The following is a 17,764-nucleotide window of genomic DNA, read 5'->3' on the forward strand; positions in this document are numbered from 1 at the left end:
GCATAATTGCGGGGCTGAATGCGGTGTGTTTGCCCGCCTCCCTCCCTCCTTCGGAGCCCCACCATGGCTGACTCCTTCGCCACCCGCGCCCGTCTCGACGTCAACGGCAAGTCCTACGTCTATTGCAGCCTGCCCGAGCTGGGCAAGCGTTTCGACCTGGCGCGGTTGCCCTATTCGATGAAGATCCTGCTGGAGAACCTGCTGCGCCACGAGGACGGCGTGACGGTGCTGCCCAGCCACATCGAGGCGGTGGCCCAATGGGATCCGAACGCCGTGTCGGATACCGAAATCGCGTTCATGCCGGCGCGGGTGCTGCTGCAGGACTTCACCGGCGTGCCCTGCGTGGTCGACCTGGCGGCGATGCGCGACGCGGTGCGCAAGCTCGGCGGCAAGCCCAGCCAGATCAATCCGCTGATTCCCTCCGAGCTGGTGATCGACCACTCGGTGCAGGTGGACGTGTTCGGCCGCGCCGACGCGCTGGAACTCAACGCGCGGATCGAGTTCGAGCGCAACAAGGAGCGATACGGCTTCCTGCGCTGGGGCCAGAAGGCGTTCGACAACTTCAAGGTGGTGCCGCCGGATACCGGCATCGTCCACCAGGTCAACCTGGAATACCTCGCGCGGGTGGTGATGGAGCGCGAGATCGTCAACGACGAAGGCGTGGGCGAACTGATGGCGTTCCCGGACACCCTGTTCGGCACCGACTCGCACACCACCATGATCAACGGCCTGGGCGTGCTCGGCTGGGGCGTGGGCGGGATCGAGGCCGAGGCCGCGATGCTGGGCCAGCCGTCCTCGATGCTGATCCCGCAGGTGGTCGGCTTCCACCTGACCGGCAAGCTGCCCGAGGGCGCCACCGGCACCGACCTGGTGCTGACCGTCACCCAGATGCTGCGCGGCCTGGGCGTGGTCGGCAAGTTCGTGGAGTTCTACGGCGACGGCCTGCAGCACCTGCCGCTGGCCGACCGCGCCACCATCGCCAACATGTCGCCCGAATACGGCGCCACCTGCGGCATCTTCCCGATCGACGCCGAGGCGCTGCGCTATCTGCGCCTGTCCGGCCGCAGCGAGGAGCAGATCGCGCTGGTGGAGGCCTACGCCAGGGCCCAGGGCCTGTGGCACGAACCGGATTCTCCGCACGCGCGCTACAGCGCCACGCTGAAACTGGACCTGGGCGACGTCAAGCCGTCGCTGGCCGGCCCCAAGCGGCCGCAGGACCGGGTGCTGCTGGAGGACCTGGGCGAAAACTTCCGCACCCACCTCGAGGCCTTTGCCGCCAACCGCGCGCCGCGCAACGGCGACGCCAGGCGCATGGATGCCGAGGGTGCCGCGCAGACCCAGGCCGCGCGCCTGGCCGCCAAGCCAAGCTCGCGGATCCGCATCCAGGACCAGGAGCACGACCTCACCGACGGTTCGGTGGTGATCGCCGCGATCACTTCCTGCACCAACACTTCCAACCCGGCGGTGATGCTCGGCGCCGGGCTGCTGGCGCGCAACGCGGTCGCCAAGGGGCTGAAGTCCGCGCCGTGGGTCAAGACCTCGGTCGGCCCCGGCTCGATGGTGGTCACCGACTACCTGAAGAAGGCCGGCGTGCTGCCCGATCTGGAGAAGCTCGGCTTCTTCATCGTCGGCTACGGCTGCACCACCTGCATCGGCAACTCCGGCCCGCTGCCGGAGGAAGTCTCGCGCGGCATCGCCGAAAACGACCTGGTGGTGGCCTCGGTGCTGTCGGGCAACCGCAACTTCGAGGGCCGGATCCATTCCGAGACCAAGATGAACTACCTGGCCTCGCCGCCGCTGGTGGTCGCCTACGCGATCGCCGGCACCGTCGACATCGACCTGAGCACCCAGCCGCTGGGCAAGGGCAGCGACGGCCAGGACGTGTACCTGCGCGACATCTGGCCGTCCAACCGCGAGATCAGCGACCTGATCACCGCGACCCTGGACCCGGAGATGTTCGCCAAGAACTACGCCGACGTGTTCAAGGGCGACGCCCGCTGGAACGCGATCGATTCGCCGGACGGCGAGAGCTACGCCTGGAGCGGGGATTCGACCTACATCAAGAATCCGCCCTATTTCGACGGCATGACCATGGACGTCGACGCCATCCAGGACATCCACGGCGCCCGCGTGCTGGGCCTGTTCGGCGATTCGATCACCACCGACCACATCTCCCCGGCCGGCGCCATCAAGAAGGATTCCCCGGCCGGCCGCTACCTGATCGAGCGTGGCGTGGAGCAGCGCAATTTCAACAGCTACGGCAGCCGTCGCGGTAACGACGACGTGATGGTGCGCGGCACCTTCGCCAACATCCGCATCAAGAACCTGATGCTGGGCGGCGAGGAAGGCGGCAATACCGTCTATTACGGCGGCGGCGGCGACCACGGCAAGAAGCTGTCGATCTACGACGCGGCGATGCTGTACAAGGCCGCCGGCATCCCGCTGGTGGTGATGGCCGGCAAGGAATACGGCACCGGCTCCTCGCGCGACTGGGCGGCCAAGGGCACGATCCTGCTCGGGGTCAAGGCGGTCATCGCCGAGAGCTTCGAGCGCATCCACCGCTCCAACCTGGTCGGCATGGGCGTGCTGCCGCTGCAGTTCAAGGACGGCGAGAACGCCGGCACCCTGGGCCTGGACGGCAGCGAGGAGATCGCCGTCACCGGCCTGGAGGACGGCGCCGCCAAGACCGCGACCGTCGTCGCCCGCAAGGTGGACGGCAGCGAGAAGCGTTTCCAGGTCAAGGTGCTGCTGCTGACGCCGAAGGAAGTCGAGTACTACCGCAACGGCGGCATCCTGCACTACGTGCTGCGGCAACTGGCGGCGAAGCAGGCCGCGTAACCGCTCCGGGCCGGGCCGGGCTCGGCCCGACGCAGCGCGCGCGGGGCGTTACCGCGGGCGGCACCGCGATGCTCCGCACGCGCAATGCCGGCTCGCCCGCACGGCGGCATCCCGGACTGCGTGCCGCACCTGCGGCAGGCAGGTCATGCATACCCGCCGTGCCCCGGCGCGCGCCCCTGCCGGGGTCGCGGGCCGTGACGGGCGTGCCCCAACCGGACCGCTACAACCTCGGCGTCCAGCGGGCGCTGGTCAGGCGCCAGTCGCCGTCCTCCAGCCGCCAGCCGGTTTCCACGCTGTAGATCCGCGCCGACTCCGGCAGCACGCCCCCCGAGCCGCCCGTCAACGCCAGTTCGAAACGGACGCTGGCGTGGCCCGGCTGCAGTTGCACCTGCAGCGGGCCGAGGATGTCGGCGCCGATCCGGCGATGGCGCAGGAACAACCCCTGCGCCAGCCGCACCGCGGCGTCGCGATCCAGCCCCTCGGGCCCGACGAAATCCTCGGCCAGCGTCTGGCGCAGCGGGCCGGCCTGCCGCGCCTGCAGCGCGGCCTGCAGCGTCGCGACGGTTTCGCGCAACCGCTGCTCCGGCGGCGTGCGTGCGCACGCGCCCAGCGCCAGCAGCAGTGCCGCCGCGGCCAGCCAGACCCACCCCCGCATCGCCATGGACGTCCTCCCGGCCGCGCGCGAAACGGGCGGCACGGCGCAAGCGTACGACGTAACACCGGCCGCACTCGCCTTGCCAGCCCCCGCAGGCCTATGCTCCAATCGCGTGAGCACCGTACTGCGGCGTGCAGGTCCGGATCGCGACTATTTACAGGGGGAATTGCGATGAGTTCCGAGCGCCCGTGGCTTGCCCAGTACCCGGCCGGGGTGCCGGCCGAGATCGACGCCGACGAATACCCCTCGATCGTCGCCGTGCTGGAAAGCGCCATCGCCAGCTATCGCGATCGCCCCGCCTTCGCCAACCTCGGCAAGGTCCTGACCTACGCCGACATCGACCGGCTCAGCGCACAGTTCGCCGCCTACCTGCTCGGCGAGCTCCAGCTCAAGAAGGGCGATCGCGTCGCGATCATGATGCCCAACTGCCTGCAGTACCCGATCTCGACCTTCGGCATCCTGCGCGCCGGGCTGACGGTGGTGAACGTCAACCCGATGTACACCCCGCGCGAGCTCAGGCACCAGCTGGTGGATTCCGGGGCCGCCGCGATCGTGGTGCTGGACAACTTCGGCCACACCGTGCAGGAGGCGATCGCCGGGACCCAGGTGCGGCAGGCGATCACCACGGGGCTGGGCGACCTGATCGGCTTCCCCAAGGGCGCGATCGTCAATTTCGTACTCAAGTACGTCAAGAAGATGGTGCCGGACTACGACCTGCCCGGCGCGATCCGCTTCCGCGACGCGCTGGTGCTGGGGCAGTTGCAGAAACTGCCCAAGGTGGCGATCGATTCCGGCGACATCGCCTTCCTGCAGTACACCGGCGGCACCACCGGCGTGGCCAAGGGCGCGATGCTGACGCACCGCAACCTGGTCGCCAACATGCAGCAGGCGGCGGCATGGGTCCGCGCCAACATCAAGCCCGGCGACGAAATCATCATCACCGCGCTGCCGCTGTATCACATCTTCTCGCTGACGGCCAACGGTCTGGTGTTCATGAAGTTCGGCGCGCTGAACTACCTGATCACCAACCCGCGCGACATGCCCGGCTTCGTCAAGGAGCTGTCGAAGATCCCGTTCACGGCGATCACCGGCGTCAACACGCTGTTCAACGGCCTGCTCAACACGCCCGGCTTCGACAAGATCGACTTCTCGCACCTGCGCCTGACCCTGGGCGGCGGCATGGCCGTGCAGCGCGCCGTCGCCGAGCGCTGGAAGCAGGCCACCGGCTGCACCCTGGTGGAGGCCTACGGCCTGACCGAGACCTCGCCGGCCGCCTGCATCAATCCGATGGACCTGGCCGAATACAACGGCGCGATCGGCCTGCCGGTACCGTCCACCGACGCCTGCGTCAAGGACGAGGACGGGCGCCAATTGCCGGTCGGCGAAGTCGGCGAGCTGTGCATCAAGGGCCCGCAGGTGATGAAGGGCTACTGGAACCGCCCGGAGGAAACCGCCAACGTCATCGACGCCGAAGGCTGGCTGCACACCGGCGACATGGCGCGGATGGACAAGCAGGGTTTCTTCTACATCGTCGACCGCAAGAAGGACATGATCCTGGTGTCCGGCTTCAACGTGTACCCCAACGAGATCGAGGACGTGATCGCGCTGATGCCGGGCGTGCTCGAAGTCGCCGCGGTCGGCGTTCCCGACGACAAGTCCGGCGAGGCGGTCAAGGTGGTGATCGTGAAGAAGGATCCGGCGCTGACCGTCGAACAGGTCAAGGCGCACGCGCGCGAGAACCTCACCGGCTACAAGCATCCGAAGTACGTCGAGTTCCGCACCGAGCTGCCCAAGACCAACGTCGGCAAGATCCTGCGTCGCGAGCTGCGCGACGAGGCCGCCCGCTAGCCGCGCCGCTCCACGGACGACGGGCCGGCCTCGGACAGGCAATTGCGGTTTCCCCTGTCGGCGGGCATAGAATCGCCCGGTCGGGCGCAGCTATGCCTTTTCCATGGCCAGCCACACCGGAAGCCCGACCCGCCTGGCGGCCCGTTTCCCGAGGGGGACACCATGCGTAACGTCGAACCGCTCCATCGCGACACCCTGTCCGCGATCCGCATCCAGCACGACGCGTCCAACGCTTCCCACTGGTGCTTCATGCACGCGCAGCAGGCGTTCGCGGACTCCGCCTACCGGCCCTGCTTTTCGCCGCGGCTGCTGCGCGAACTGCGTCTGTTCGCGCAGCAGACCATCGACGCGATCGGCGCGTCGGCCGCCGAGGACGATACCCATCTCGCCCACATCGTGCTCGCCTCCGACGCCCACGTGTTCAACCTGGGCGGGGATCTGGAGCTGTTCTCGCAGCTGATCCGCAACCGCGATCGCGACGGGCTGCTGCGTTATGCGCGCGAATGCGTCGACAGCGTGCATCTGCTGCATACGCGCCTGCACCCGAACGCGCACACCATCGGCCTGGTCGAGGGCGACGCGCTCGGCGGCGGCTTCGAGCTGGCCCTGGCCTGCCAGACGATCGTCGCCGAAAGCGGCGTGCAGATGGGGTTCCCGGAAGTGCTGTTCGGGCTGTTCCCGGGAATGGGCGCCTACTCCCTGCTGTGCAGCCGCGTCAGCCCGAAACTGGCCGAGGAAATGATGCTCAACGGCCGCATGTACAGCAGCGACGAGCTGCACCGCATGGGCATCGTCGACGTGCTGGTGCCCAAGGGCGAAGGCGTGCGCGCGGTGCACGAGGCGATCCGCCAGAACCGCAGGATCGCGGCCGCGCGGCTGGCGCTGCACCGGGTGCGGGATCTGGTGCATCCGGTCGCCCTCGACGAACTCATGCGGATCACCGAGATCTGGGTCGACACCGCGCTGCAACTCGGCGACAAGTCGCTGCGGACCATGGAACGCCTGGTCCGGGCGCAGTTGCGGCGTCCGCAGGCGCAGGCACCGGAAACCACGGCCGGCACGCGCTGAGCGAGCGCGTCAGGCGCCGTCGGAATCCGCTTCCTGCCGGGTCAGGTCGCCGCGTTCGCGCAACGCGGCGAGCGCCTGCTGCAGCAGCTGGCGCAATTGCTGCAGCAAGCCGTGCCATTCCTGCCGCAGCCGGTCGTTGCCCATGGTCATGCCTTCCGAGGCGCTCGCGGCCAGGCGCACCGCGCCCATGTTGCCGGCGGCGCCCTTGAGCGCGTGGCAGCCGTCGCGGAATTCGTCCCATTGCGATGCGTTGCCGGCGGTTTCCATGTCGGCCAGCGCCTTGCGCGCGTCGCGGGCGCACTCGGACAGGAACCGGTGCACGAAATCCTCACCGAGCTTCATCTCGCGCAGTTCTTCGAGGATGTGCTGCGACAACGCGGCACCGCCCGCGGTGTCCGCAGCCGCGCCTTTTCCGGCGGCGGGCCCGGGCTCGGGCGCGATCGCGGCCGCGACGCCCTCGCCGACCGCGGCGAGCTTCTCCAGCAGGCGGTCGATCGCCAGCGGCTTGGTCAGGAACGCATAGGCGCCGGCGCGCTCGCTTTCCAGCCGCGCTTCCGGCGTGGCGTCCGCGGTCAGCACGATGAAGGGCGTGCGCGCGCGTCCGGCCTCGATGAAGCGCATCTGCTTCATGATCTCGATGCCGCTCACGCCTGGCATGTGCAGGTCGATGATGACGGCGTCGTACTGCTGCGCCTCCAGCGCGTTGAGCACGTCGTTGCCGTCCTCGACCACCTGCGGCCGGTGTCCGGCCTTCTCCAGCAGCCGCCGCATCACCAGCAGGTTGGCCGCCTGGTCGTCGGCCACCAGGATCCGCAGCGAACGCACCCGCGCACGATGGCGCACGAACGGGTCGTCGAAGGCGATGACGTTGCTGGATTCGGTCGCAGCAGCGCCGGTGGCCGCACCCAGCCGGAACGGAAGCTCGAACCAGAACATCGAACCGGCGCCGAGCCGGCTCTCCACGCCGATCCTGCCGCCCAGCAGCTCGGTCAGCACCTTGGCGATCGTGGTCCCCAGGCCGGTGCCGCCGAAGCGGCGCCCGCGGCCGGAATCGACCTGCTCGAAGGCATCGAAGATGCGCCCGAGATAATCCTCCGGAATGCCGATGCCGGTGTCGCGCACGCAGAACCGCAGCCGCGCCCCGGCCGCGTCCGCCTGCAGCAACTGCACGTCGAGCGAGACCTTGCCGTGCTCGGTGAACTTGATCGCGTTGGACAGCAGGTTGATCAGGATCTGGCGCACGTGACCGCTGTCGCCGTGCAGGGCGTCGGGGACCTCGCGCGCGATGCCGGTTTCCAGCGTCAGCCCCTTGGCCTGGGCGCTGGGCAGCAGCATCACGTGCACGCTCCGGGTCAATTCGACCAGGCTGAAATCGGTATCGCTGCGCCTGAGTTTGCCGGCCTCGATGGTGGCGAAATCGAGCACGTCGTCGACCAGCAGCTGCAGCGCCCGCGCCGAGGTCCGGATCACCTCGGCGCTGTCGCGCTGCTCGGGGCTCATCGGCGTGGTCGCCAGCAGTTCGGCCATGCCGACGATGCCGTTGAGCGGGGTGCGCAACTCGTGGCTCATGTTGGCCAGGAAGCGGCTCTTGGCCTCGCTCGCGGCCTTGGCCGCCTCGGTGGCGCGGGTCAACGCCCGCAGCAGCGAGCTCAGGTACAGCGGCACCGCCACCAGCCCGCCCAGCAGGCCCCAGCCGAGCCATGGATTGGCCTGCCAGTACGGCGTGCGCAGGATCACGATCAGGAAGGTGACCACCGCGAACCCGATCGCCGCATGCAGGAACCGCGACCCGAAGCGCAGGCCGTTGCCGACCGTCACCCACATCAGGATCACGTACATCGGCGCCAGCAGCTCGCCCAGCAGCACCATGCCGACGCCCATCAGGCTGTAGTCGGCGATCATGCCGAGCACGCGCCGCGGCATCGAGATCCCCGGGCGCGCCAGGATCCAGCCCAGGATCGAGAACGCCACCACGAATTCCAGCGCCAGGAACAGCAGCGACAGCCGCAGCGGCGCGGCCACTCCCGGGCGGCCCTCGACCACGCCCGCCAGGTAGGCCAGGACCACCCCCAGCATCACCAGCCGCACCAGCGCCTGCTGATGCTCGCTGTCGGGGCGGTTGGACAGGCGCGCAGCCAGCAGGGACAGGACCGGGGTCATGGCTGCGGCATCATTCCACACCCGGCCGCGGCGTGCTGGCCGAGTAGCGCCGACAGATGTCGCCGAGCCGCTCGCGGCTGCGCAGCAGCGCCTCCACGCAATGCGGATCGAACAGGATCCCGCCCTGCCGGCGCAGATAGTCCAGCGCCTCGTCCAGCACCCAGGCCGGCTTGTACGGGCGCGGCGACAGCAATGCGTCGAGCACGTCGGCGACGGCGACGATCCGCGCCTCGATCGGGATCGCCTCGCCCGCCAGGCCATCCGGATAGCCGCTGCCGTCGTAGCGCTCGTGGTGGCGCAGCGCGATCACCGCGCCCTTCTGGATGAAACGGTTCTGGCTGCCGTTGAGCAGCTGGTGGCCGATCAGCGGGTGCCGGCGCATGACCAGGATTTCGTCCTCGTCGAGCGGGCCCGGCTTCATCAGCACCGCGTCGGGGATGGCGATCTTGCCGATGTCGTGGAGCGGCGCGGCCAGCTCGATCATCCGCACCTCGTCCTCGAACATGCCCAGGTCCTCGGCGACCAGCCCGGCGATGTGGGCCATCCGCTCCAGGTAGGCGCTGGTGCCGGTGTCGCGGTACTCGATCGCGCGCGCCAGCCGCGACAGCGTCTCGCGCTCGCGCTCCTCGACCTCGTGCATGCTCGACAGCAATCGCTGCTCCAGCGACAGCGCGCGCTGCTTGACCGACTCGGACTGCTGCCGCAGCTGCAGCAGGTTGCGGCAGCGCGCCCGCAGCTCGCGCGGGCGGATCGGCTTGACCAGGAAGTCGATGACCCCGGCGTCCAGCGCGGCCTGGCGCACCGGCTCGTCGCCCACCACCGTGACCAGCACGATCGGCACGTCGCGATGCATCAGCGAGCGGCGGAAGCGGCGCGCGAACTCCAGGCCGTCGATGCCCGGCATGCGGTAATCGAGCAGCAGCAGGTCCGGGCGGTTGCCCTCGCACCAGTCCAGCGCCGATTGCGGCGCATCGAAGTCGAGCACCTGCAGCTCCGGACTGATGTCCTCGAGGATGTGGCGCAGCATCGAGCGTGCTGAAGTCTGGTCGTCGACGATGACGATATTCACGTTGTCGTCCCGGGTTTGAGGCATGCGGCATCCGTGCGCGGCCATGCCGGTATCCTTACCGTGAGCGCGGATTCGGGCAAGTGCCGTGGTGCGGAAGGACCGTGCAGCCGCCCCGGTCGCCCTGGATACGGAGAAACCGGCGCACGCGGGCCAAGGTCAGCCGCGACCTGGCCGGCGCATGCGCCGCATCGGCTTCAAGCGGGGCTTTCCGGACGCATGTACGGGAACAGTAATACATCCCGGATCGAAGCGGAGTCCGTGAACAACATCACCAAGCGGTCGATGCCGACGCCGAGGCCGCCGGTCGGCGGCAATCCGACCTCCAGCGCGCGGATGTAATCGGCGTCGTAGTGCATCGCCTCGTCGTCGCCGCCGGCCTTGGCCTCGGCCTGGGCGCGGAAGCGCGCGGCCTGGTCCTCCGGATCGTTGAGCTCGGAAAAGCCGTTGGCCATCTCCTTGCCGCCGATGAACAGCTCGAAGCGGTCGGTGATGCCCGGCTCGCGGTCGGACTCGCGCGCCAGCGGCGAGACTTCCACCGGATAGTGGGTGATGAAGGTCGGCTGCACCAGCTTGTGCTCGACCGTCTTCTCGAAGATCTCCAGCAGCAGCTTGCCCCAGCCGTAGCCGGGCTTGACCGGGATGCCCAGGCGTCGGCAATGCTCGGCCAGGGCCGCGCGGTCGCGGCCATCGGCGACGCCGATGGCCGGGTTGAGCTCGCGCACCGCCTCCTCCAGCCGCCAGCGGCGGAAGCCCGGCCCCAGGTCGATCGCCTTGCCTTCCCACTGCAATGCCGTGGTGCCGAGCGTCTCCAGGGCGACGTCGCGGATCATCGACTCGGTCAGGTCCATGATCTCCTCGTAGCTGGCGTAGGCCTCGTACAGCTCGAGCATGGTGAATTCGGGGTTGTGGCGGGTGCTGACGCCCTCGTTGCGGAAGTTGCGGTTGATCTCGTAGACGCGCTCGAAGCCGCCGACCACCAGGCGCTTGAGGTACAGCTCCGGCGCCACCCGCAGGAACAGGTCCAGGTCCAGCGCGTTGTGGTGGGTGGTGAACGGCCGCGCGGTGGCGCCGCCGGCCAGATAATGCATCATCGGGGTCTCGACCTCGAGGAAGCGGCGCGCATCGAGCCAGCGCCGCAGCGCGGCGATCACCTGCGAACGCTTGACGAAGACCTCGCGCGCCTCCGGGGTCACGATCAGGTCGACGTAGCGGTGACGATAACGCTGCTCGACGTCGGCCAGCCCGTGCCACTTGTCCGGCAGCGGCCGCAACGACTTCACCAGCAGCCGCAGGCCGTCGGCCTTGACCGACAGCTCCCCGGTCTTCGTGCGCATCAGGGTGCCGGTGGCGGCGACGATGTCGCCGATGTCCCAGCCCTTGAATGCCTCGTAGGCCGCGCCGAGCGCGTTGGCCTGCAGGAACAGCTGGATGCGCCCGGACACGTCCTGCACCTGCGCGAACGCGGCCTTGCCCATCACCCGCTTGGCCAGCAGGCGCCCGGCCAGCGCCACCCGCCTGCCCTCGCCTTCCAGCGCCGCGCCGGTCCAGCGTTGTGCATCGGCATAGGCGTCCTGCAGGTCGCCGGCGTAATCGGCGCGACGGAAATCGTTGGGAAAGGCGACGCCCTGCGCGCGCAGCGCCGCCAGCTTGCCGCGGCGCTCGGCGATCAGGTGGTTTTCGTCGATGGGCGGCTGGGCTGCGTCGTCGGTCATGTCTTGTCGCTCTGCTCTGGCGCGTCGTGCCTGCGGAAGCGGAAAGCAGGCACCTTGCTGCACTCGTGATCGGAATAGATTAGCCGGGTCCCCGCTTGTGCGGGGACGACGGCTTCAGGCGGCGTCGCTGCGTTTGGATCCGGCTTGCAGGCCGGATTTCAGGCTGGCCTCGATGAACTCGTCGAGGTCGCCGTCCAGCACCTTCTGCGTGTCGCTGCGCTCCACCCCGGTGCGCAGGTCCTTGATCCGGGACTGGTCGAGCACGTAGTTGCGGATCTGGCTGCCCCAGCCGATGTCGGACTTGGTGGCTTCCACCGCGTCGCGTTCGGCATTGCGCTTCTGCACTTCCAGCTCGTACAGCTTGGCCGCCAGCATCTTCATCGCGCGGTCGCGGTTGGCGTGCTGGCTGCGCTCGGTCTGGCAGGCCACGACCACGCCGCTGGGCACGTGGGTGATGCGCACCGCGGACTCGGTCTTGTTGACGTGCTGGCCGCCGGCGCCGGAAGAGCGGTAGACGTCGGTCTTCAGGTCCGCCGGGTTGATGTCGATGTCGATGTCGTCGTCGACTTCCGGCGACACGAACACCGAGGTGAAGCTGGTGTGGCGGCGGTTGTCGGAGTCGAACGGCGACTTGCGCACCAGCCGGTGCACGCCGATCTCGGTCTTGAGCCAGCCGTAGGCGTAGTCGCCCTCCACGCGGAAGGTCGCCGACTTGATCCCGGCGACGTCGCCGCCGCTGACCTCCAGCAGCTCGGTCTTCCAGCCGCGCGATTCGGCCCAGCGCAGGTACATGCGCAGCAGCATCTCGGCCCAGTCCTGCGCCTCGGTGCCGCCGGCACCGGCCTGGATGTCGACGAACGCGGCATTGGCGTCCATCGGCCCGGAGAACATGCGCTGGAACTCGAGCTGGTCGACGCCGCGCGCATAGCGCTCCACATCGGCGGCGACGGCGTTGGCGGCGTCCTGGTCGTCCTCGGCCTCCACCAACTCCAGCAGTTCCTCGGCACCGACCAGGCCCTGGCTCAGCTCGCGGATGCCGGTGACGGTCTTGTCCAGCAGCGAGCGCTCGCGCCCCAGCGCCTGCGCGCGTGCGGAATCGTTCCAGATGTCGGGGCTTTCCAGCTCGCGGTTGACTTCCTCCAGCCGCTCTACCTTGCTGTCGTAGTCAAAGATACCCCCTGAGCGCATCCAGCCGGCCGCGGAGGTCGTCGATGCGCTGGCGCACGGGATTGAGTTCGATCATTGCCGATCCGCCGACGTGGGAAGGGTGCGAATGATAGCAGCCGCGACCGGGAACCCCGGCCGCCGACGCCGCGGTGCGCACAGCGAATCCGCCGGCCCGGGCCGCGTCCGGCGGACGGGCTAGGCGGGCGGCCGCGCCGACAGCGGCTCCCCCGCTCCCGCGCGTTCGCGCAGCGCGTCGCGGTGGCGGCGGCTGCACGGCAGCGCCGTGCCGTCCTTCAGGTGCACCCGGGCATCGCCGGTGTCCAGCGGCTCGATCGCGGCGAGTTGATCGAGGTTGACGATGTAGCTGCGGTGGATGCGCGCGAAGCGCGCCGGGTCGAGCCGCATCTGGATGCCGGCGATGGTGCTGCGCAAGGGGTAGTCGTGGCCGCGCACACGCAGGTTGACGTAGTTGCCGGCGGCCTGCAGCCATTCGATGTCCGCCGTCGATACCAGGAATTCGCGCCCCAGTTTGCGCACCAGGAAGCGCTCGGGGCGCTCGACGGGCTCCGCCGCCGCGCCTTCATCAGGCGCGTCCAGCAGACGGGCTTCGCCCTGCCAGCTGCGCAGCAACCAGCGGTAGGCGAGCATGATCCCGGCGATCAGCAGGAACGAGCGCAGATCCTTGAGATACTCGTACGCGATCTCGCGGGGCCAGTAGCCGAACACGTAGCGCTCGCCGTGCGCGGCGTAAGCGGCGTGACGCAGCGCCGCCATGCCGCCGATGTGGAGCAGCGACCAGACACCGCTGGCGGCCAGGTACAAGGGCCAGCGACGGCGCCAGGTGTCCCAATGCAGGGCCCAGCGCCGGGTGAACCAGGCGGTCGCCGGGACCAGCGCCAGCACCATGAGGTTGCTCGACCATTCCCAGGCCAGCGGCTCCCAGGTCGCCATGGGTTCGCCCCGGCGCTGGTATTCCAGTATCGCCACGGCGCTGTTGGCGAACGCGTTGATGGCGGTGGCGGCCAGCCAGAACCCCGCTTCCAGCCATGGTTTCCACGGCAGGAAACGGCGGTAGGCGGTCGCGGCGGGGCTCGGCATGCGCGCATTCTAGCGATGGCGGTCGCAGCCTTCCGGCATTCGTCCCCGCCTGCCCCCGGTTCGTCCCGTGGACCGCGCAGCCCGTCACCCGGGCGTGGCAAGTCCGCGAGCGCCCGGGAAGGATGGCCGCGTCCTCCATCCACGGCCCCGCCATGACTCCGCCCGCCCCCGCCGCCAGCACCCGCCGCCACGACCTCGACTGGATCCGCGTCCTCGCTTTCGGCCTGCTGATCCTCTACCACGTCGGCATGTACTACGTGACCTGGGATTGGCACGTCAAAAGCCCCTTCGCCAGCGCCGCCCTCGAGCCGCTGATGCTCGCAACCTCGCCCTGGCGGCTGGCGCTGCTGTTCCTGGTCTCCGGCGCGGCCACGGCCTTCATGCTCCAGCGCCCGGACCGCCCCTTCCTCGGCCCGCGCAGCGGACGACTGCTGCTGCCGCTGGTTTTCGGCATGCTGGTGGTGGTGCCGCCGCAGGCCTATTACGAGGTGGTCGAGGCGCTGTGCTACGGCGATGGCTATCTGGCGTTCTGGGGCCGCTACCTCGCCGCCGACGCCACGTTCTGCGACGCCGACGGCTGCCTGATCGTGCCGACCTGGAACCACCTGTGGTTCGTGGCCTACTTGTGGGTCTACAGCGTGCTGTTGTGGTTCGCGCACCGCCTGCTGCCGGGGACGCTGGCGCGCGGCGGCGGCTGGGTCGCGGCGCGTCTGGCGTCCGCCTGGGGCGTGCTGCTGTGGCCGGCGCTGCTGCTCGCCGTGGCGCGGGTGACGCTGGCGCCGCGATTCGGATCCACCCACGCCCTGGTGGACGATTGGTACAACCACGCGCAGTACCTGCCGGTGTTCCTGCTCGGCTACTGGATCGCGCAGGCCGATGCGGTGTGGGAACGGCTGCGCCGGCTGCGCTGGCCTGCGCTGGCGATTTCGGCCATGAGCTATGCGTTCATTGCCTGGTACTTCGGCCGCTTCGACCACGCCCATCCGCCCGCCGACGCGCTGCGTTTCGCGCAGCGCGGCATCTGGGCGGCATTCCAGTGGTGCACGATCGCCGCCATCCTCGGCTTCGGCCGGCAGCTGGCACCGCGCGATAGCCGCCTGCTGCGCTACCTGACCCTGGCCGTGTTTCCGTTCTACATCCTGCACCAGACGGTGATCGTGGTGCTGGCGCACCGCCTGCAGCCGTTGGGCCTGTCCCCGGCCGTGGAGGGGCCGCTGCTGGTCGTCGCCACCTTCGGGGCGTGCCTGCTCGGCTACGAGCTCATCCGCCGCGTCGGCTGGCTGCGGCCATTGTTCGGCCTGAAGACGCTGCGCGCGCGCGCCTCGGCACCGCAAGCCGGCGTCGAGGCCGCCGGCTGAATCGCGCCGCGCGAACCGGCTGCGCGGGCCGGCCGGATGCGTCGGGCCGGTTCCGGCCGGATCAAGCCGGCTCGCGGTGTACGGCGACCAGCTGGATGGCGTCGCCGCCGCGATAGTCGTCGGGCTGCAGCCGATAGGCCAGGCGCACGCGGCCTGGCGGCGGGGTGCCGTCCCAGCCACCGAACTCGATCGCGTCGAGGCGGCGGCCGTGGTGGTCAAGTTCCAATTTGAGATGGCGCTCGCCGACCACGCGCCAGGCGCTGACCGCGAATTCGCCATCGAACAGCGGCTCGGGATAGCCCTGCCCCCAGGGGCCGCCGTCGCGCAGCAGACGGGCGTGGGCAATGTCGAATTCGTGCGGCTGCAGCTCGCCGTCGCTGAGCAGCTCGGCCTGCAGCAGCGCCGGATCCAGCAGCCGCGCGGCCTGGAGATGCAGGGCCTGCTCGAAGCGCGGCAGCGCGGCGCGGGCCAGGCTCAGGCCGGCGGCCATCGCGTGGCCGCCGAAGCGCTCGATCAGGCCCGGCTGCGCGCTGTCCACCGCCGCCAGCAGGTCGCGGATGTGCAGTCCCGGGATCGAGCGCGCCGAGCCGCGCAGCGCGTCGCCGCCGGGCTGCGCCGGCGCGAACGCGAACACCGGCCGCTGCACCCGATCCTTGAGCCGGGACGCCACCAGCCCGACCACGCCCGGGTGCCATTGCGGATCGAACAGGCACAGCGCCGGCGGCAACGTCCCGTCCAGGGCGATCCGCGCCAGCGCGCGCTCGGCGTCCTCGGTCATCTGCTGCTGCACGGCGCGGCGCTCGGCGTTGATCCGGTCCAGCGTCGTCGCGAGTGCGCGCGCGTGGCCGGGGTCGTCGCTGAGCAGGCATTCGATCCCCAGCGCCATGTCCTCCAGGCGGCCGGCGGCGTTGAGCCGCGGCGCCAGCGCAAAGCCGATGTCGGCCGCCGACAGCGTGGCCGGATCGCGACCGGCGACTTCGATCAGGGCGCGCAGGCCGGCACCGCCCTGCCCGGCGCGCAGACGTCGCAGGCCGGCGCCGACCAGGGCGCGGTTGTTGCGGTCCAGCGGCACCAGGTCGGCGACCGTGCCGACGGCGACCAGGTCCAACAGCGCGGAGAGGTCGGGCCGGTGTTGTCGAGCAGTGCGACCATGGATGGCCGCTGTCGGATCCTCGCGATCAGGACGATCGCAAAGGTAACGGCGCAGCGCCAGCAGCACGTAGAACATCACCCCGACCCCGGCCAGCGCCTTGCTGGGGAAGGCGTCGCCGCGCAGGTTGGGGTTGACGATGGCGTCGGCCGGCGGCAGCGCATCGCCCGGCAGGTGGTGATCGGTGACCAGCACCTGCCAGCCGCGCGCCCTGGCCGCGGCGATGCCGGCATGGCAGGCGATGCCGTGATCGACGGTGACCAGCAGCTCGGGCTGCAGGGCGGCCAGGTCCTCCACCAGGCCCGGCGACAGGCCATAGCCATGCCGCAGGCGGTTGGGCACCGCATGCGAGACGCGGCGCGCGCCGAGCAGGCGCAGCCCGCGCACGCCGACCGCGCAGGCGGTGGCGCCGTCGCAGTCGAAATCCCCGACCACGACGATATGGCGGTCGGCGGCGATCGCCGCGTCCAGCAGCCGCACCGCGGCGTCGAGCCCGCCGAGCGTATCCGGCGGCAGCAGCTGCGCCAGCTTCGGCAGCGCCTGCGCCGGATCGCTGGAGCCGCGCGCCGCGTGCAGGCGCTGCAGCAGCGGCGGCATCGTCCCCCAGTCGCCGGTGACGGGCGCCGCCGCACGGCGGCGGATCGTGCGGCTCGCGGTCACGCCGACGTCGGCCGCGCCGGCGCGGCGGCGAACTCCCGCACGGGACGTCGCCACCACCGCCAGCGCTGCGGACGCAGCAGCAGATAGCCCTCGCCATCGGCGAAATCCAGCTGCAGCCGCGCAAGCTCCCCGCGCCGCAGCGCGTCCAGCGCCGGCGCCAGCCAGTCGGCGCACAGTGCGTCGGGGTCGCGCAGCTCGCGCAGGTCGCACAGGGCGGCCGTCGCCGGCAAGCGGAATCGCGGCGCGTACGGCGCCAGCGCCAGCCCCGCTTGCGCCGCCAGCGCCCGCAGCAGCGTGTCGTCGGCCTGCACCGCGGCGTGGGGGCTGGACACGTGATCGGGCAGCTGGCCGCCGCCCCAGAACCACAGCGAGTTCACCGGCGGCTTGCCGGCAGCGACGCGGCGCTCGTTCCAGGGGTGGGTGTGCAGCACCACCTGCGCCTCGTTCAGCAGCACGCGCCAGCGCCGGCTCACGGCATCGGCGCCGGTGGTGGTGGCGTCCAGGGAGTCCAGCAAATCGGCGCCGAGCGCGTCTTCCGGGGCCACGAACACCGGCAACGGCGTCCCCGGCGGCAGCCGCAGGTACCAGCGTGCGGGATTCGGCGCATCGATGGGAAAGCCCAGATCGCCGAACAGCGGCCGCAGCGCCGGCAGCAATGCGTCGACGTCGGCCTGGACCAGCTGCATGCCTTCGGCGCAGGCGAACAGGCGCGCGCCGTTGATGTCCGGGCGCACCCACGCCGGGTCGGCGCGCAGCCATTGCGCCCCGGCGGCGTCGCCCACGTCCATCTGGCGGGTCAGTGCCGCGGCCGGCCAGCCGCGCGGCAGCAACTGGAAATGGCGCAGCAGCTGCGCGCGTTCGCCGGGTTCGCCGCCGGACAGGCGGTCGGCGCGTCCGAGCGCGCGCGCCATGGTCTCCGGCAGCGGCGCGCCGACAAGACGCGTGCGCGCAGGCAGCAGCAGCGTCGCCGAGGCCAAGGTC

Annotated in this window: 12 protein-coding genes; 4 read left to right on the plus strand and 8 right to left on the minus strand. The window is 70.1% G+C overall.

The window, feature by feature from the left end:
- Positions 1-63: 63 nt before the first annotated feature.
- Positions 64-2,838, plus strand: a complete 2,775-nt coding sequence (gene acnA / locus D0Y53_RS05770) for an aconitate hydratase AcnA (protein WP_117202252.1) — start codon at positions 64-66, stop codon at positions 2,836-2,838.
- A gap of 220 nt (positions 2,839-3,058) precedes the next feature.
- On the opposite strand, the gene D0Y53_RS05775 is transcribed toward acnA, so the two are convergent.
- Positions 3,059-3,499 carry a nuclear transport factor 2 family protein gene (locus D0Y53_RS05775; protein WP_117202253.1) on the minus strand — a complete coding sequence of 147 codons (441 nt, stop codon included), beginning with the start codon at positions 3,497-3,499 and terminating at the stop codon, positions 3,059-3,061.
- Between the two features lie 165 nt (positions 3,500-3,664).
- Here D0Y53_RS05775 and D0Y53_RS05780 point away from each other — a divergent pair, with 165 nt between their 5' ends.
- The gene (locus tag D0Y53_RS05780) at positions 3,665-5,341 is read left to right on the plus strand and encodes a long-chain fatty acid--CoA ligase (RefSeq protein WP_117202254.1); all 1,677 of its coding nucleotides are present in this window, start codon (positions 3,665-3,667) and stop codon (positions 5,339-5,341) included.
- Positions 5,342-5,503: 162 nt separating this feature from the next.
- Positions 5,504-6,409, plus strand: coding sequence for a crotonase/enoyl-CoA hydratase family protein (locus D0Y53_RS05785; protein ID WP_117202255.1), 906 nt, complete (start codon positions 5,504-5,506; stop codon positions 6,407-6,409).
- A 9-nt stretch (positions 6,410-6,418) separates the two neighbouring features.
- Here the strand turns inward: D0Y53_RS05785 and D0Y53_RS05790 are convergent, their stop codons facing one another.
- The 5 genes from D0Y53_RS05790 to D0Y53_RS05810 form a co-directional block, all read right to left on the minus strand.
- Complete coding sequence (locus tag D0Y53_RS05790) at positions 6,419-8,569, minus strand: ATP-binding protein (RefSeq protein WP_117202256.1); 2,151 nt, start codon at positions 8,567-8,569, stop codon at positions 6,419-6,421.
- Positions 8,570-8,579: 10 nt separating this feature from the next.
- Entirely contained in the window at positions 8,580-9,683 is a 1,104-nt protein-coding gene (locus D0Y53_RS05795; RefSeq protein WP_117202257.1) for a response regulator, read from the minus strand.
- Between the two features lie 149 nt (positions 9,684-9,832).
- Positions 9,833-11,350: a lysine--tRNA ligase gene (gene lysS, locus D0Y53_RS05800; protein WP_117202258.1), complete on the minus strand. Its 1,518-nt coding sequence runs from the start codon at positions 11,348-11,350 to the stop codon at positions 9,833-9,835.
- Positions 11,351-11,464: 114 nt separating this feature from the next.
- A protein-coding gene (gene prfB, locus D0Y53_RS05805; RefSeq protein ID WP_199492003.1) for a peptide chain release factor 2 occupies positions 11,465-12,593 on the minus strand; the annotation gives its coding sequence in 2 pieces (ribosomal slippage) (positions 11,465-12,517 and positions 12,519-12,593; 1,128 coding nt in all).
- Positions 12,594-12,712: 119 nt separating this feature from the next.
- Positions 12,713-13,615 (minus strand): LytTR family DNA-binding domain-containing protein, encoded by a 903-nt coding sequence (locus tag D0Y53_RS05810; protein WP_117202260.1) that lies wholly within the window; start codon positions 13,613-13,615, stop codon positions 12,713-12,715.
- A gap of 152 nt (positions 13,616-13,767) precedes the next feature.
- On the opposite strand from D0Y53_RS05810, the gene D0Y53_RS05815 reads away from it, so the two are divergent.
- Positions 13,768-14,973, plus strand: coding sequence for an acyltransferase family protein (locus D0Y53_RS05815; protein ID WP_117202261.1), 1,206 nt, complete (start codon positions 13,768-13,770; stop codon positions 14,971-14,973).
- A gap of 61 nt (positions 14,974-15,034) precedes the next feature.
- Here D0Y53_RS05815 and recJ read toward each other — a convergent pair whose 3' ends face one another.
- Both recJ and D0Y53_RS05825 read right to left on the minus strand, forming a co-directional pair.
- Positions 15,035-16,783, minus strand: coding sequence for a single-stranded-DNA-specific exonuclease RecJ (gene recJ / locus D0Y53_RS05820; protein WP_386724097.1), 1,749 nt, complete (start codon positions 16,781-16,783; stop codon positions 15,035-15,037).
- The gene (locus D0Y53_RS05825) at positions 16,780-17,760 is read right to left on the minus strand and encodes a phosphoglycerate mutase (protein WP_117202262.1); all 981 of its coding nucleotides are present in this window, start codon (positions 17,758-17,760) and stop codon (positions 16,780-16,782) included. Before D0Y53_RS05825 ends, recJ begins: the two co-directional genes overlap by 4 nt.
- Positions 17,761-17,764 lie beyond the last annotated feature (4 nt).

It is taken from the genome of Cognatiluteimonas weifangensis (assembly GCF_003416885.1).
Lineage (GTDB): Bacteria > Pseudomonadota > Gammaproteobacteria > Xanthomonadales > Xanthomonadaceae > Cognatiluteimonas > Cognatiluteimonas weifangensis.

Bases quoted from the DNA above. Each gene is read 5' to 3' on its own strand.
- D0Y53_RS05810 (WP_117202260.1), bottom strand. From the start codon at position 13,615: ATGCCGAGCCCCGCCGCGACCGCCTACCGCCGTTTCCTGCCGTGGAAA.
- D0Y53_RS05780 (WP_117202254.1), top strand. From the start codon at position 3,665: ATGAGTTCCGAGCGCCCGTGGCTTGCCCAGTACCCGGCCGGGGTGCCG.
- D0Y53_RS05790 (WP_117202256.1), bottom strand. From the start codon at position 8,569: ATGACCCCGGTCCTGTCCCTGCTGGCTGCGCGCCTGTCCAACCGCCCC.
- acnA (WP_117202252.1), top strand. From the start codon at position 64: ATGGCTGACTCCTTCGCCACCCGCGCCCGTCTCGACGTCAACGGCAAG.
- D0Y53_RS05815 (WP_117202261.1), top strand. From the start codon at position 13,768: ATGACTCCGCCCGCCCCCGCCGCCAGCACCCGCCGCCACGACCTCGAC.
- D0Y53_RS05775 (WP_117202253.1), bottom strand. From the start codon at position 3,499: ATGGCGATGCGGGGGTGGGTCTGGCTGGCCGCGGCGGCACTGCTGCTG.
- D0Y53_RS05795 (WP_117202257.1), bottom strand. From the start codon at position 9,683: ATGGCCGCGCACGGATGCCGCATGCCTCAAACCCGGGACGACAACGTG.
- lysS (WP_117202258.1), bottom strand. From the start codon at position 11,350: ATGACCGACGACGCAGCCCAGCCGCCCATCGACGAAAACCACCTGATC.
- D0Y53_RS05785 (WP_117202255.1), top strand. From the start codon at position 5,504: ATGCGTAACGTCGAACCGCTCCATCGCGACACCCTGTCCGCGATCCGC.